The following is a 13,078-nucleotide window of genomic DNA, read 5'->3' as shown; positions in this document are numbered from 1 at the left end:
GTCCGCTCGAGCGGACCGGGCACCGGTGATCAACCGAGGCGTGGTGAGGGATCAGTTCTCGGTATCGGTCTCGCCGAGCGCGGAGGACAGGACGGCCAGGTCGAGCTCGCCCTCCGCCTCGCCGCCGAGCGCGGACGAGAGGGTGTCGAGGCCGAGGCCGCCGCCGGCCTCGCCGCCCTGGAGCATGGCGGAGCCGGTCTCCAGCAGGCCATCGGAGCTCAGGCCGCTGATCGCGTCGAGGGGGCTGCCGACCGTGATCACCGAGATGTCCGGGTCGGACATCGTCGTCAGGCACACCGTCACCAGGCCGTAGAAGCCGGACTTGACCTCGGAGGCGCTGACGGTGTCGGTCGGGGTTTCCGGGGACATCTCGACGAACGGTGAAGATCCGTTCTTGAGCACCTGAACTCCCTCGAGGTCGTCGAGGATGGTGAGGAGCCCTGAAACGCCCTCGGTCGTGTCGAGGTTGTTGAGGATCGTCAGTCCGGCGGTGGGCGGGACGAGCGCGGCGCCGCAGGTATCGCCGTCCTCACCCGACTCGAGCGTGAACTCGACGGAGACCGTGTTGCCGTCGACGGACGAGTCGGCGGTGGTCGCGGCCGCGACACCGGCGCCGGCGATGGTCAGTGCGGTGGCCGCGCCGAGGGCGGCGGCGGTGCGGAGAGCAGTACGGGGCATGAGGGGTTACTCCAGAGGGGATGGGACGGGCCGAGCCCGCCTGTCATGTGAACGGTCTAAGGATAAGTCAAGAGTTCGCCACACGTGGTGATTGTCGAATACGGACGCCCCCACCCGTGGTGAGCACAGGGCGGGGGCGTTCGTAGAGACGCGTGTCAGCCGAGTTAGTGGAGCGCGTCCAGCCGTTCGTGGGCTTGGGTCATGATCCGCTGGGTCAGTTCGTCACAGCTCGGCAGGTCGTCGCTCATGCCCACGACCTGCCCGGAGGCGATGGACCCCGGCCCCGGTGTTGCCCTCGACCAGTCGGGCCTTGAGCAGCATCGGGCTGTTGGCGGCCATGACGATCTGCTGCCACGTCCGGTCGGACGCCTTCTTCATGTTGAGGCCGTCCTTGGCCAGCTGCTGCCACTTCATGCCGGTCATGGACTTGAACTTATCGGCGTTCTGGACGGCGGCGGACATGCCCTTGAGGGGGCTGCCCGATCCGAGGGCGTTGACCATGCCGGTGCGCAGGACACGGTGCGACATCCCGTCGGCGCGGGCGGAGACGACGGTGTCCTGGAGCCCACGCTCGAAGTACTGCTTCTTCACCACGTCGGGCACCCGGGAGTCGCTGGTGAGGAGGAAGAGGAGCAGGGTGGTGGCGACCTGGCCGGTGTGTCTTGCGGCGCCGATGGAGGGGACGACGACGAGACCGTTCTCTTCGAGTCTGGCGATCAACTCCGGCTTGGGCGCGAGGATCGCCGCCTCAGCCGAGGGGAATGAGCCCCTGGTTTTGGTGATCTTCCGGAGTTGATAGTTGATCGACTCGATTTGATTCGTCGTGTAAATGACCTTGCGGATCTCCGGCGTGAACGCCAGGAACGGAGTGAAGTCCTCCCACGCATTGCGCCACGCCAACACCGCCCCTGGGGCCTTGGTGCCCCAGGTCTCGGCGAAGGTCTCCATCGCCATCTCGGCGGCCTGCACGGTGGCCGCTGTGTAGATCGGCTTCATGTCCTTGGCCATGGTCTTGCGGTCGGTGTAGGAGGCGTACTTCATGGCCGATCGCAGCAGGTGCACCACGCAGGTCTGGAGTGTTCCCGCTAAAGTGGCCACTGCAATTAAGCGGCGAGTTCGTATATGTCTCTGAATCCTAGTTCAAACTCGGCTGGTGTCAAATGGCCCAGTGTGGAATGTCGTCGCGTCCTGTTGTAGTACTCCTCGATCCAGATGAATGTGCTCTTTTTGAGTGATTTGAGAGTGGGCCATGGGCGCGTGTGAATGAGTTCCTTCTTGTAGCTCGCGAAGAATGATTCTGCGACCGCGTTGTCGAAACAAATGCCAGTTCGCCCCAATGATCGTCTGATATTGTTTTCACTGCAGTATTTGTCGAAGTCGGTGGACGTGTATTGAGTTCCGCGATCGCTGTGGAATATGACTTCTCCGGATGGTCGACGGCGAGCGATGGCCATGTCCAGTGCGTCGGTGACCAGCTCGGTGCGCATGTGGTCGGCCACGGCCCATCCGACGACCATCCTGGAGTGCAGATCGATGACCGTGGCCACGTACGCCCAGCCGTTCCAGGTCCGCACGTAGGTGATATCGCCGCACCACTTGGTGTTCGCCTCTGCCGCCGTGAAGTCGCGGCCGATGAGGTCAGGTGCGGCGACGGGGCTGTCTCCGGCGACGGTGGTGCGCTTCCACGCCTTCGGGTGGCGGCCTTCCAGGCCTGCGGCCTTCATGAGCCGCCACACCCGCTTGTGCGAGGCCCGGTGGCCGCCGGCGGCGAGCTCGGCGCGCATGCGTCGAACGCCGGGACGGCCGTTGAGGTGCTCGTAGTGGTGCTCGATCAGCGCTGTTAACTCGTCGTCTCGGAGGTCTCGAGCTGAGCGGGACGTGCCGCGCCACTTGTAGTAGCCAGAAGTCGAGACGCCGAGTTGAGCACACATGAACGTGACCGGGTAGGAGTTGGATTCAGCCCAGTCCGCGATAGCCGCGAATTTCACCGCGGGTCTTTCGCGAACCAGGTCGCTACTTTTTTTGCGAACTCCGCCTCCATCCGGGCGTGCTTCACTTCTTCGCGGAGGCGCTCGAGTTCTGCCCGCTCGTCCTCATTCAACGGGCGGTCAGAATCGCCGTTTCCCTCGTCTCGAGTCTTCTTCACCCATTTCCCCAGTGTCATCTCGTGAACGCCGATACTGCGTGCAACTTCGGCGATCGTACGGCCATCGTCGATGACCAAACTTACCGCGTTGGCCTTGTACTCGGCAGTGAAGCTCCGACGAGTCGATCCCATAATCCGCTCCCTCTATCTTGGGGGAACTCACCGCTCATCTCCGGGTGTCCACCAGAACGGGAACGGTCCAGTCTGCACCACGGTCTCGGGGTAGACGCTGTTGACCGCGGCCGGCAGCCCGGTCAGCCCGTCGCAGCACAGGATCAAGATGTCCTTGGCTCCGCGATTGCGGATTTCCGTCAGCACGTTGGCCCAGAACTTGGCCCCCTCGGTGGCGCCGAGCCATAGGCCCAGCACCTGCTTACGGCCCTCCAGATCGACGCCTACGGCCACGTGGCAGGCTTTGTTGGACACGACTCCACCGTCGCGGATCTTCAACCAGATCGCATCGATGTAGACGATCGGATACACCGTCTCCAGCGGCCGGGACTGCCAGAGGGCGATCTCGTCTGTCACCACGTCGGTGACCCTGGAGATGGTCGCGGCGGAAACCTTGGAGCCGTAGATCTCCTCGATGTGTGAGCCGATATCCCGTGTCGTCATTCCACGGGCGTAGAGGGACAGGATCATGTCCTCGACCTTGCCCAGCCGGCGGGCCCTCTTGGGAACGATTACCGGCTCAAACGAGCTATTGCGGTCCCGCGGCACGGTCAGCTCCACAGGGCCCTGGAGGGTCTGGACGCTCTTGGTGGTCTTGCCGTTGCGGGAGTTGCCGCTCCCATGGCCGGCGGGGTCTCCGGCCTCGTAGCCCAGGTGGTCGCTGAGTTCGGCTTCCATGGCCCGCTCCAGCACGGCCTTGGTCATCCGCGTCAGCAGCTCCTCGACCCCATGGCGGCCCTCACCGAGCTCCTCGGCGGCGGTCACCATCGCGTCGATCTGATTGGCGTTGAGAACCCCAGCGAGGGGGTTCTGCGCACCAGCAATTTCGGTCATTCGGTCGGTCCTTCCAAGAGGTGAAACCCGTAGGTCACACCTCGGTTCGAGACCGGACCCTTACACACTCAATGAAACACCCTCCGCACCGCTCGGCGGCGTCCTCGACAACGCCGGGGGCGCACCGTTCGCCCTCGGGGCGGAGGCAAACGCGCACTTCCACGCCAAGATCGTCGCCCTCACCTGCTGTCGTCCGTCTCGGGACATCGGCCTTCACCGGGCACGGCGTCGTACGGGGCGGCCAAGGCGGGCGTCGACTCGCTCACGCAATCGCTCGCGGGGGAGTGGTCGCCCGCGGTCCGGATCAATTCCGTCGTGTTAGGGGCTGGTCGAGACCGAACCGGCCCACCGCCGACACCAAGCACTGACCACCCAGCAGCAAGGCGAACAACTATGGGAATCTGCGACGCACGCGTCGTCATCGTCACCGGCGCCGGCGCCGGCCGCGGGACCGGCCGCGAACACGCGCTGGCCTTCGCCGAGGGTGCCAAGGTCGTGGTCAAAGCCGCCGGTGGCGACGCCATGGCCGACGGGAACGACATCTGCTCGTGGGAGGGGCCCGCGAGCTCGTCCAGCAGGCGAGCGACACCGCGGGTGGCAGCGCACCGCACCCGAGGACAAGGGAGCTCGGTGGGAGCCCGCGGAGGCAGAGCGTCTCCCGGCACGACGACAGGAGCCCCGCGCCAGACTGGTGCGGGGCTCCTTCGTCTTGACCGTCAGTCTTAACCTCAATTCACCGATGAAGTAGCCGGGGCGGTCGCTGGCATGGTCGTGGGTCGTGACCGTATGGAGGGCGTGTGAGGTCCGCCGGTCTGCCCGGCTTTCCACTTTGGTTCCTGGTCGTAGGTGCTGGAGTTGGGAGTCAGATCGGCACGTTGGGCCGGCGCGGGGAGAAGACGGTGTCGTAGAGCGCCTGCCAGGCTGTTTGCCATGGCCAGCTTTCGGGTAGATGGAGTCGGAGCCGCCGGGCTGAGGAGGCGATCCGGGCCGGGATGTTGATGAGTTTGCGGCGGATCGTCGCGGTCGTCGCGCGTGCCAGGCTCGAGCTTGTGGTCAGGGTGGCGGCGGCGCGGGTGAGGTTGAACGCCATGACGGCGCAGGTCAGCCAGGCGGCGTTGGCGTTGAACACGCCCGAGGGCAGGTGCGCCAGCGCGGAGGCTTTCAGGTCAGCGTGGACGTTCTCGATGATCGCGTGTGCGCGGTGGGTCTTGTCGGCCGCCACTGTGTCGTACTGCTCTACGGATGTAGTGGTGAAGAACGCATGGAACCGCCAGGTATCGAACAGGCTCGCCTGCCCACTTGCAGCCTTGGGATTCAGGTCGGGGATACGGCGCACCACGAGCCGACCCGGCACCTGGTCGTTCTTGGGCTTCGAGGTGAATGCGGTGAAGTCGACCTCGGCGACTTCGGCGCGGGAGATCCAACGGTTGGTGTGTTCGTCGAAGATCGCGTCGGTGTAGTTGATCGTGGTCCACGCGTCGTCGTCGATGGTGGCGATGGCACGTTTGACCGCCGGGTCCATGCGTACGGTGACCGAGACCTCGGCTCCGGCGGCCAGGCAGGCGGGGACCATGCTGTGGGAGTAGCACCCCGAATCGCCTCGGACCAGCACGTCACGGCCGTGAAGGTGGGTGCGGCGGATCAGTGCCAGCGTGTCGGTGGCCAGCCGGGCAGCCCCTCGCGGGGACCCGGCAGAGCCCTTGCGCAGCCGTTGAGCGGCGATCACCGGAGCAGCCTGCTCGGTGGAGACCGTGGCCAGCAGCGCGTTCAGGCCACGTACCCCGGAGTAGCCGAACGAGGCGCCCTGCTTGGCGTGTCCGTAGACCTCCACGATCGTGTCGTCGATATCGACCATCACCGTCCCGGTGTCCGACTCATGACCGAGCAGTCCGGTGTGTTCGGCCAGTGCGCGCACGAACCGCGAGGCGATCGCATCGGTTTGGCGGACGTGGCCGAAGGTGAACTGCCGCAGGAACGATCCCAGCGTCGAAGGGGCGTACGGGCGGTCGAAGAGTGTGCCCATCGCCCCGTGGCGCAGCAGGGCCATGTCGTCGATGCTATCCGCGCCTGCGGCCATCCCGGCCACGAGCGAGGCCAGTTTCACTCCACCGTTGGAGCCCTTGTCGGTGGGCACGCTCAGATGCTCGTCACCGAGCCGGTGCAGGCCCGCCCGGTCGGCGAGTTTCATCAGCGGCACGAGGCCGGCGCCCGACACGAGGTTGGGCTCATCGAACGTCGCGAAGCTTACGGGCAGAGTGTGAGATAGTTGCATCTGCGGGATGCCCTTCTTGAATTGGCGATACGGACCTTAAGCAAGTCGTATCTTGCCAGTTCAGAAGGGCATTCTCGCGTTCCCACACCGCGCTAGAAGTTCATCTCATCGGTGGATCCAGGCTTAACGGTCAGTCATCGACGATCAGTTGCCCTCGTTCTCAGGGTGCGTGCAGTCGACGGCGATCGCCGAGCCGGCGTCAGCCAGTTGGTCGACCATGTCGTGCGGTAGGTCGCAGATGCCCGGGACGTGGACGCCTGGGAGTGCGGGCAGTGCCGGGAGCTGAACGTCGTCGGCAACGGTTGCACCGATGGCGGCGCCACCGAGGGCAACAGCCCCGCCCAGGGACAGGATCGGAAGTAGGCCGCCGCCGACACTGGACTCGATACTGGTGATGCTCTCGAGTGACGTGGCGGTGCCCACGCCGGACGCCGTGTCGGTGGACGCCGTGGCACGCAGCGAGCCGTTGTCCGCGGAGGCTGTGCCCTGCAGCGAACCGTTCTCCAGCGAGCCGGTGAACGCGGTGAGCGAGCCGTTCACTCCGGTCAGCTCTTCAGCGGAGCCGACGCCGACGTACGCGCTGTCGCTGGAGATGTTGGTGATCGCGTCGGAACTCTGCCCCGTCGAACCCCCGGTTCCGGTGAGTGAGCCGAGCAGTCCGGTGTCCGGACCGGCGACCGAGTTTGAAAGCATGCCGAGCGAGCCGGCCAGATTCTCCGTGATCAGACCGCCGGTGACCGAGCCGAGCAGTCCTGTGTCCGGATCCGACAGGGAGCCCGAGGTGTTGGCGATCGAGCCCTCGGTAGCCGCGAGGATGCCCTCGAGTGAGCCGCCGTCGTCAATGGAACCGGCGATCGCTCCGGTGACGCCCTCGAGTGAGCCGCCGTCGTCGACAGAACCTGACATTGCGAGGCCGAGGTTGCCAAGCGATCCGCCGATGCCGGAGGTGATGTCACCGGCAGAGCCGCCGTCACCCAAGGAGCCGGTGATGCCCGACGCGATGTCGGTGAGGGAGCCGGCGACGCCGGTGGTGATGTCGCCGGCGGACCCTCCGTCACCGAGGGAGCCCTCGAAACCCGCGAGCACGCCCTCAAGCGAGCCTCCGGTGTCGAGTGAAGTCGCGAAGCCGTCGAGGATCGTGGTGAGGGAGCCTCCCGTTATGGAACCCTGAACGCCGTCCAGCACGCCTTCAAGGGAGCCGCCCTCGGAGATGGAGCCGGTCAGAGCGGTGGCGAAGTCGCCAAGCGATCCGCTGGCACCCGTGGTCGACCCCGTGATGCTGTCAAGGGAGCCTGCAGCCTCCTCGAGGATGCCAGTGACGGAACCACCCTCAAGTGAGCCGGCGATCCCATCAGAGATGATGCCTCCGGAGCCGGTGAAATCGGCGGAGCCGCCCAGGTTTTCAGAACCTGTTCCGATGCCGTCCGTGGAACCGTTGGGGATCACGCCGGCGGAGCCGGGAATCAGGTCCATAGAGCCCAGGTCCGTGGAGCCCATGTCAGGGAAGTCCACATCCGACGACGCCAGGCCCTGAAGGATGTCGAAATTAAGGGTTCCGGACTGTGCGTTGGCCACACCGGTGGCGCCCGATACGGCGAGCGCAGCGGCAGCAGCTACGGCTGCGGTCCTGGTCATGTACTTCATTAATAGCCCTTTCCTGAGAGCGATCCCCCTGGATCACTACGTTGCCGCATCGCCACTGGTAGGGAAGGCGGCTAGTCATTAGAATCCGCTAAGGAGGCGCAGGTGTCAACTGAATTCACAGGAAACGGTACGGAAGTGGCGGAAGGTTCCAGTGGCGCGGCCTCAGCCGGTCGCGGTGGTCAGTTCCGCGGTTCGCAGATGATGATCGGGATGATCCGGCTGCTGTTGGCCTGGTAGTCGGCGAAGTCCGCGTAGCGCTGGACGAGCCTGGGCCACAATTCCGCGCTCGGTCGGGGGTGCGTCCCTCGCCGTCATCGCGCGATGACGGCGACTCACCTGGACGGCGACGTTCGGGTCGGCCAGCACGTTGTAATACCACTGGGGATGCTTGGGGAGTCCGCCCTGGGAGGCGACGAGCAGGACCCGGTCCCGTCCGGGAGGTGGTGCAGCGGTACGGTCCGCGGTTCGCCGGACTTGCGGCCGGTCGTCGTCACGAGGCACACGGGCACCGGGGCCCGCAGCGCGGAACCCACCCGCCAGGATCCGCCGACCCGTCCGCCGGACACCCGGTACGCCCACCTGTTGACCCGCGACATCACCTTGATGACGCCCACGACCCACGGCGCGCCCCGCCTCGGGTCGTCGACGCCGGCCTCGGGTGTGGAGCCGGCTCCGCTCACCGGCTACCGGCTGGCCATCGGTGCGCGGACGATCAGGTGCTTGCCGGGGAAGAACGCGGCGAGTTCGCGGCGGCTCTCCTTGAGTGACCGGAGCCCGAAGCCCTTCTTGCGCTCCTCGGGGCGGATCCAGATGGCCACATCAACGTCACCGTTGTCGATCTGCTCGCCGAAGACGAGCCCGATAGGCGCGTCTCGGTCGGTGTCGACCGCCACGAACCACATCGCCGACTCCGCCTCGATGCGGTCCAGTCCGTTCCGCAGCTCCTGCTCTGTCTTCTCCCGGTCCCACGTTCCGCCGGTCGCGGACGTCTCGTCGGACGAGCGCGCGCGATAGAGGGACGTGTGTTCCTCGGACTCCGTGAACGGCCGCAGGGTGAAGCCCTGTCCGGCGTCTCCGGCGGTGGGGCCGGCGAACGTCTCGAGTGGAGCCCGCAGGACCTCGCCCGCCTCGTCGGGGGACACCGATAGCAGGCTGGCGATGGCGCGGACCGCGTCCTCGGGTCCGTCGGCCGACGACACGGCGGCGAAGACCTCCCGCCGGCGGTTCGCAGCCGTTTCGATGGCGTTGCTCATGTCAGATCCTCTCGATGATGCTCGCCGAGGCCTGGGCGCCGCCCGCGCACATCGTGATGAGGGCGCGTTCGCCGTCCGTGCGCTCGAGCTCGTGCAGGGCGGTGGTGATGAGCCGCGACCCGGTACTGCCGACGGGGTGGCCGATCGCGATGGTCCCTCCGTTGACCTTGTCCATGTCGGGCCCGTGCACCTGCGCCCAGCTTAGGAGAACGGAGGGCAACGCCTCGTTGCATTCCAAGAGATCGAAGTCCGAGATCGACATGCCGGAGTGGCCGAGTACCCGCTGGGTGGCAGGGACCGGGCCGTCGGACATCTGGCTGGTGGTGCCGGCGGCGTGCAATCCGCCCTCGATGACGGGCTTGAGGGACGCCAGTACCTCCGCGGTGGTGTGGCGCAGCCCCTGGTCGCGGCTGACGGTCCCGTCTCGCCGGTGTAGGTGCCGTCCTTGAGGCACTCGGGGGCGTCGACGGTGAAGGTCTCGCGATCGAAGCGGCCCTCCGCCCAGGCGCGCTTCGCGGTGGACTGGCCCGGCAGGTTGAAGTCCCAAGCGTCCGGGCGGGCATCCCGTTGGAACCATCGCCGACGGCGGCGCGCAGTGCGATCCAGCTCAACGACTCGCCGCCGCACGCGACCCCGACGTCCATCGCCCACGTGTGGATGTGCCCGCCCGCGATCCGAGGGCCCGTCTCCTCCTCCGAGGGGCGGGCCCCTCGTCGTCGTCACCGTCGTTCTCGTCACGGACGGCGTGCCGGAACGCCGACGCGCCTGGAGAACGCGTTCTACCCTGGGCGCATGACCAGCACCCACACCGCGCGCGAGCTCACGCTCGCGCAGATCCTCGAACGGCAACAACAGGCGTTTCTCGCCGACCCCCAGCCGGGCGTCAAGGTCCGCCGCGACCGGATCCTGCGACTCAAGCAGCTCGTCCTGGACAACGCCGCCGAGCTGACCGAGGCGATCCGTGAGGACTACGGTTCACGACCGGAGACGTTCTCCACCATCACCGACATCGCCTCGTCCATCCCGGACCTGGACCACCAGCGCGGCAACATCAAGAAGTGGATGAAGCCCACACGGATCTCCAGGGTCCTGGACGCGGTCGGGTTCTCGCAGCAGGTCCGCCACGACCCCAAGGGCGTCGTGGGGATCATCGGGCCCTGGAACTTCCCGCTCTACCTCACCATCGTCCCGGCGGGATCCGCCCTCGGCGCAGGTAACAGGGTGATGATCCGGCCGTCGTCGGTCACGGCGAACACCACCGAGGTGCTGTGCCGGCGGGCGCCCGAGTACTTCGCCGTGGACGAGCTGGCGATCGCCGGCCCCGAGCACGGTCGGGGTTCCGACTTCTCCGTCCTCCCGTTCGATCACCTGTTCTTCACCGGTTCGCCCGGGGTCGGCAAGTCCGTCGCCAAGGACGCCGCGGACAACCTCACACCGGTCACGCTGGAGCTGGGCGGCAAGAATCCGGTCCTCGTCGACACCAGTGCCGACATCGATCGGGCCGGGCGCAGCATCGCGTCCTCCCGCCTCGTCAACGGCGGTCAGGTGTGCATGTGCCCGGATTACGTGTTCGTCCCCGAGGACCGACTGGACGCGTTCTGCGACACCGTGCTGGACCAGTGGCGCACCACCCTCCCGGCCATCGTCGGCAACCCCGAGTACACGGCGACCGTCAACACCTCGAATTACGAGCGGATCGTCGGGTTGATCGACGACGCCGTGGCGAAGGGTGCAGTCAAGCGCGACGCTGCGCCAGCCGGCGAACGGCTGCCCGACCCGGTCGTCCGCAAGATCGCGCCCACCCTGCTCACCGGTGTGTCCCCAGACATGGAGATCGACTCCGACGAGGTGTTCGGCCCCGTCCTCGCGGTATTCGGCTACAAGGGCCTCGACGAGGCGATCCGCTACGTCAACGACCGGCCCAGCCCGCTCGTCCTGTACTGGTACGGGGACAGGAACGACCGCTTCGAGACCGTCGCCGACCGCACCCGCTCCGGCAACATCTACGGCAACGACTTCGGGATCGGCATGGCCTCGTCCGCCATCCCGTTCGGCGGCGTCGGCAACTCGGGGATGGGCGGATACCACGGCCACTACGGTTTCCGCACGTTCACCCACGAGCGGGCGGTGGCGCACCACTCGTTCGACTTCAATGCCTCGCAGCTCATGGTTCCGCCGTTCACCAGCGGCAAGAAGCGGATCGCCTCGGCGTACCTGGGGGTGATGCAGGTACGGACACGCCTCAAGCTGTAAGCGGGACGCCTGGCCATCAGGTCCTCAGGTCGTCAGCTGGCCAGGACGAACAGCAGCATCGCGGACCAGTGGCAGGCGAACGCGATCACGGTGCACGTGTGGAACACCTCGTGGAAGCCGAAGACGCTGGGTGCCGGGTCGGGTCGCTTGAGACCGTAGACCACCGCGCCGCCGGTGTACGCGACGCCACCGACCAGCACGAGGATGACGGCGGCGAGGTTGGCATTGATGAGGTCGCCGGCGAACCATACCGCGGTCCAGCCCAGGCCGATGTACAGGACGACGTACAGCCAGCGCGGCGCGGACAACCAGAAGAGGCGGAACAGGATTCCCAGCAGAGCCCCCGACCACACGAGCGTCAACAGGATCTGGGTGGTCGGGGGCTCCAGTGCCGCCACCGTCATGGGGGTGTACGTCCCGGCGATGAGCAGGAAGATGTTGGAGTGGTCCAGACGGCGCATCAGGGCTGTGGCGCGTGGCCCCCAGTTCACTCGGTGATACAGAGCCGAGATCCCGAACAGTAGAGTTGAGGTCGCCAGGAACACGGCGCAGGCCCAGGTCAGCGCGGTCCCCTCGGCGAGCACGGTGAGCACGACGCCCAGCGCGATCGCCACGGGCAGGGTGCTGGCGTGGATCCATCCCCGCAGCAGCGGCTTGGGCGGGACGGGGGCGGAGATGCCGAAGTCGTCATCGGCGGGATGCTGGAGGTCGGTGTTCGCGGCGTCGTCCACACCCTGAAACTTACCGGCGACCTGACCCCGGGGGTGAAGGCCCTGCACCGTCGGCGCGGACCCAGACCCTGTCCCCGGCCGATTCGGCGCCCCGCGAGCTGAGGTCGCGGGCCCGGAACTTGAAGCTGGCCTTCCGTGGCAGCGCGGCGGTCATCCGTAGCAGCGACGGCCACTGTTCGGGCCCCAGGTCGGGTTGGGCGGCGAGGAAATCGCCGAACCCGTCGGCCAGAGGCGACCGGGCCGCGCACCGTCTCCGCCGGCACGGCGTACACGCCGACCTCGGCCACGTCGGGGGTGGCGCCGCAGTACGCGTTCGAGCGGTGCCCCCGCCAGGTTCTCCCCGTCCACGCGCATCCGACCCGTCGGCGACCATCTCACCCACGGACTCGTCGGCGTTGCGCAGGACGTCGGCGCCGTCGAACCGGGCGCGGGGTCGGGCGTCGTCGAGCCAGTTGCCGGCGGAGAAGCGACGCCGCAGGGCGATCGAGCACCCGGAGTGCAGGGCGATCGGCCACGCCACCATCACGGCGTTGGAGTGGACCAGCGGTATCGCGCTGTGGACGCAGTCGTCCGGGCCGATCCCGAACTTCTCGGCGAGCATACGGCCGCGCACGGAGATCTCTGCCTGATCCGGGCGACCTTGGGGTCGCCGCTCGTGCTCGAGGTGAACACCAGCGCGACGGGGTCGTCGGGGCCGACGAGCACGCCGGGATCGAGCCCGTCGAGCAGTGCGGCGTTGTCGGTGTCCGTGAGGATGAGCGCGCAGTCGGGGAGGGCCGCGTCGCGGATAAGAGCCTCGCCGCGCCCCTCGCCGCGATCCGTACGAGGACATCGTCAAGACCACCAATGTCGCCGCCGACGGTGTGGTGTCCGCCGCCGTCGAGCACTCCCACCACGACCGGGCCGAGGTGATCAGGGCTATCGACCCGACCATCGGCAACCCGAAGTCCGATGAGGACCAGGCCCGCCGGTACCGGGTGCGTGTGACCGTGAACCGATACGACGACGGCGAGATGAAGGTCACGGGGTGGACTTCACCCATGACCGCTCCCGACTCCGACCTCGGCGCCACCCGCGAGATCACCGCCTAGATGTC

Annotated in this window: 11 protein-coding genes and 6 pseudogenes; 4 read left to right on the top strand and 13 right to left on the bottom strand. The window is 66.9% G+C overall.

The window, feature by feature from the left end; translation table 11 throughout:
- Positions 1 to 51 precede the first annotated feature (51 nt).
- The 6 genes and pseudogenes from Q2K20_RS12945 to Q2K20_RS12920 all read right to left on the bottom strand — a co-directional run.
- Positions 52 to 678, bottom strand: coding sequence for a hypothetical protein (locus Q2K20_RS12945; RefSeq protein ID WP_069390189.1), 627 nt, complete (start codon positions 676 to 678; stop codon positions 52 to 54).
- A gap of 164 nt (positions 679 to 842) precedes the next feature.
- Positions 843 to 1,416, bottom strand: a pseudogene (locus Q2K20_RS12940) (nitronate monooxygenase); the annotation flags it as partial.
- Positions 1,417 to 1,782, bottom strand: a pseudogene (locus tag Q2K20_RS12935) (transposase); the annotation flags it as partial.
- Positions 1,782 to 2,666, bottom strand: coding sequence for an IS3 family transposase (locus Q2K20_RS12930; protein WP_216637686.1), 885 nt, complete (start codon positions 2,664 to 2,666; stop codon positions 1,782 to 1,784). The pseudogene Q2K20_RS12935 and the gene Q2K20_RS12930, both read right to left, overlap by 1 nt.
- Complete coding sequence (locus Q2K20_RS12925; protein WP_205475954.1) at positions 2,663 to 2,956, bottom strand: transposase; 294 nt, start codon at positions 2,954 to 2,956, stop codon at positions 2,663 to 2,665. Before Q2K20_RS12925 ends, Q2K20_RS12930 begins: the two co-directional genes overlap by 4 nt.
- Before the next feature lie 69 nt (positions 2,957 to 3,025).
- A pseudogene (locus Q2K20_RS12920) lies at positions 3,026 to 3,829 on the bottom strand (IS256 family transposase); the annotation flags it as partial.
- A gap of 91 nt (positions 3,830 to 3,920) precedes the next feature.
- Between Q2K20_RS12920 and Q2K20_RS12915 the strand changes: the two are divergent.
- Positions 3,921 to 4,171, top strand: a pseudogene (locus Q2K20_RS12915) (SDR family NAD(P)-dependent oxidoreductase); the annotation flags it as partial.
- A gap of 520 nt (positions 4,172 to 4,691) precedes the next feature.
- Here Q2K20_RS12915 and Q2K20_RS12910 read toward each other — a convergent pair.
- Together Q2K20_RS12910 and Q2K20_RS12905 are read right to left on the bottom strand one after the other, a co-directional pair.
- Positions 4,692 to 6,101: an IS1380 family transposase gene (locus Q2K20_RS12910; RefSeq protein ID WP_317176842.1), complete on the bottom strand. Its 1,410-nt coding sequence runs from the start codon at positions 6,099 to 6,101 to the stop codon at positions 4,692 to 4,694.
- A gap of 144 nt (positions 6,102 to 6,245) precedes the next feature.
- Positions 6,246 to 7,736 carry a beta strand repeat-containing protein gene (locus tag Q2K20_RS12905; RefSeq protein ID WP_156776393.1) on the bottom strand — a complete coding sequence of 497 codons (1,491 nt, stop codon included), beginning with the start codon at positions 7,734 to 7,736 and terminating at the stop codon, positions 6,246 to 6,248.
- Between the two features lie 111 nt (positions 7,737 to 7,847).
- Here Q2K20_RS12905 and Q2K20_RS12900 point away from each other — a divergent pair, with 111 nt between their 5' ends.
- Positions 7,848 to 7,982 carry a hypothetical protein gene (locus Q2K20_RS12900; RefSeq protein ID WP_269505128.1) on the top strand — a complete coding sequence of 45 codons (135 nt, stop codon included), beginning with the start codon at positions 7,848 to 7,850 and terminating at the stop codon, positions 7,980 to 7,982.
- On the opposite strand, the pseudogene Q2K20_RS12895 reads toward Q2K20_RS12900, so the two are convergent.
- From Q2K20_RS12895 to Q2K20_RS12885, 3 genes and pseudogenes are all read right to left on the bottom strand, one after another.
- Positions 7,925 to 8,341, bottom strand: a pseudogene (locus Q2K20_RS12895) (nitroreductase family deazaflavin-dependent oxidoreductase). The gene Q2K20_RS12900 and the pseudogene Q2K20_RS12895 overlap by 58 nt on opposite strands.
- An 87-nt stretch (positions 8,342 to 8,428) precedes the next feature.
- Positions 8,429 to 8,998: a GNAT family N-acetyltransferase gene (locus Q2K20_RS12890; RefSeq protein WP_069390234.1), complete on the bottom strand. Its 570-nt coding sequence runs from the start codon at positions 8,996 to 8,998 to the stop codon at positions 8,429 to 8,431.
- A 1-nt stretch (position 8,999) separates the two neighbouring features.
- A pseudogene (locus Q2K20_RS12885) lies at positions 9,000 to 9,672 on the bottom strand (steroid 3-ketoacyl-CoA thiolase); the annotation flags it as partial.
- 118 nt (positions 9,673 to 9,790) lie between these two features.
- On the opposite strand from Q2K20_RS12885, the gene Q2K20_RS12880 reads away from it, so the two are divergent.
- Entirely contained in the window at positions 9,791 to 11,251 is a 1,461-nt protein-coding gene (locus tag Q2K20_RS12880; protein WP_069390236.1) for an aldehyde dehydrogenase family protein, read from the top strand.
- Between the two features lie 32 nt (positions 11,252 to 11,283).
- On the opposite strand, the gene trhA is transcribed toward Q2K20_RS12880, so the two are convergent.
- Both trhA and Q2K20_RS12870 read right to left on the bottom strand, forming a co-directional pair.
- Complete coding sequence (trhA, locus tag Q2K20_RS12875) at positions 11,284 to 11,982, bottom strand: PAQR family membrane homeostasis protein TrhA (RefSeq protein ID WP_172815799.1); 699 nt, start codon at positions 11,980 to 11,982, stop codon at positions 11,284 to 11,286.
- Positions 11,983 to 11,992: 10 nt separating this feature from the next.
- Positions 11,993 to 12,595, bottom strand: coding sequence for a hypothetical protein (locus Q2K20_RS12870; RefSeq protein ID WP_241727754.1), 603 nt, complete (start codon positions 12,593 to 12,595; stop codon positions 11,993 to 11,995).
- A gap of 253 nt (positions 12,596 to 12,848) precedes the next feature.
- On the opposite strand from Q2K20_RS12870, the gene Q2K20_RS12865 reads away from it, so the two are divergent.
- Positions 12,849 to 13,073 (top strand): hypothetical protein, encoded by a 225-nt coding sequence (locus Q2K20_RS12865; RefSeq protein WP_241727753.1) that lies wholly within the window; start codon positions 12,849 to 12,851, stop codon positions 13,071 to 13,073.
- The last annotated feature ends 5 nt before the right edge of the window (positions 13,074 to 13,078 follow it).

Source organism: Dietzia sp. IN118, assembly GCF_032905965.1.
GTDB classification, from domain to species: Bacteria; Actinomycetota; Actinomycetes; order Mycobacteriales; family Mycobacteriaceae; genus Dietzia; species Dietzia kunjamensis.
The sequence above is the reverse complement of the archived record's forward strand: the minus strand, read 5'-3'. Positions and strand labels throughout refer to the sequence as shown.

Bases quoted from the DNA above. Each gene is read 5' to 3' on its own strand.
- Q2K20_RS12945 (WP_069390189.1), bottom strand. From the start codon at position 678: ATGCCCCGTACTGCTCTCCGCACCGCCGCCGCCCTCGGCGCGGCCACC.
- Q2K20_RS12925 (WP_205475954.1), bottom strand. From the start codon at position 2,956: ATGGGATCGACTCGTCGGAGCTTCACTGCCGAGTACAAGGCCAACGCG.
- Q2K20_RS12910 (WP_317176842.1), bottom strand. From the start codon at position 6,101: ATGCAACTATCTCACACTCTGCCCGTAAGCTTCGCGACGTTCGATGAG.
- Q2K20_RS12905 (WP_156776393.1), bottom strand. From the start codon at position 7,736: ATGACCAGGACCGCAGCCGTAGCTGCTGCCGCTGCGCTCGCCGTATCG.
- Q2K20_RS12890 (WP_069390234.1), bottom strand. From the start codon at position 8,998: ATGAGCAACGCCATCGAAACGGCTGCGAACCGCCGGCGGGAGGTCTTC.
- Q2K20_RS12880 (WP_069390236.1), top strand. From the start codon at position 9,791: ATGACCAGCACCCACACCGCGCGCGAGCTCACGCTCGCGCAGATCCTC.